This is a genomic window from Acinetobacter endophylla (assembly GCF_053543775.1).
In genome coordinates this window covers 1-533 of sequence record NZ_JBLVOM010000152.1, presented here as the reverse complement: position 1 = coordinate 533, position 533 = coordinate 1, and the positions used below count along the sequence as shown (strand labels likewise).

Annotated in this window: 1 protein-coding gene; it reads left to right on the top strand. The window is 30.8% G+C overall.

Annotated elements, in window-relative coordinates; all coding sequences use genetic code 11:
• The coding region (locus ACNPNW_RS06105) for a hypothetical protein (RefSeq protein WP_448766724.1) at nt 1-533 on the top strand (533 nt) is incomplete at both ends.

The following is a 533-nucleotide window of genomic DNA, read 5'->3' as shown; positions in this document are numbered from 1 at the left end:
TTGAAATGCGTAAAATTTTTAACAAAAATAACATATATCATATAAACTCGCTTTTACATTCTTTATTAAATAAAGAATATCTAGGCAAGGGCTTGATTAATATAAAATACATTGAAAAAACGTTAGGATATGAAGACGAGAAAGTAAAATTAAAACTCTTAGAATTATTGAAAACTATGTTTGAAACTGCATCTTTACTCTGGTTTTCCGGAACTTATGAATGTGGTAATTGGAGAACTCAGCAAGCGAACATTAGACGCTTAAGGTCGGGGGTATTGGGTTACTCTGGTACACATAATCATGAATGGAATGAAAGATTTTTTAGAGGGTACAACAAGGTTTTTTCAAAACTATCTGAAGATGATTTTAGTCTGCTTTTTTCTACTTCAGAAGGATTAAATGATGCTACTGCAATTCAACAGTTAATAAATAATTTCGGTAAAGTATTTTTGGGATGTCCAATCGGAAAATCATTTTTTACATTCCCCGTAGACGATGAAATATGCAACGGTTGCAATATTAATAGCTGTTTT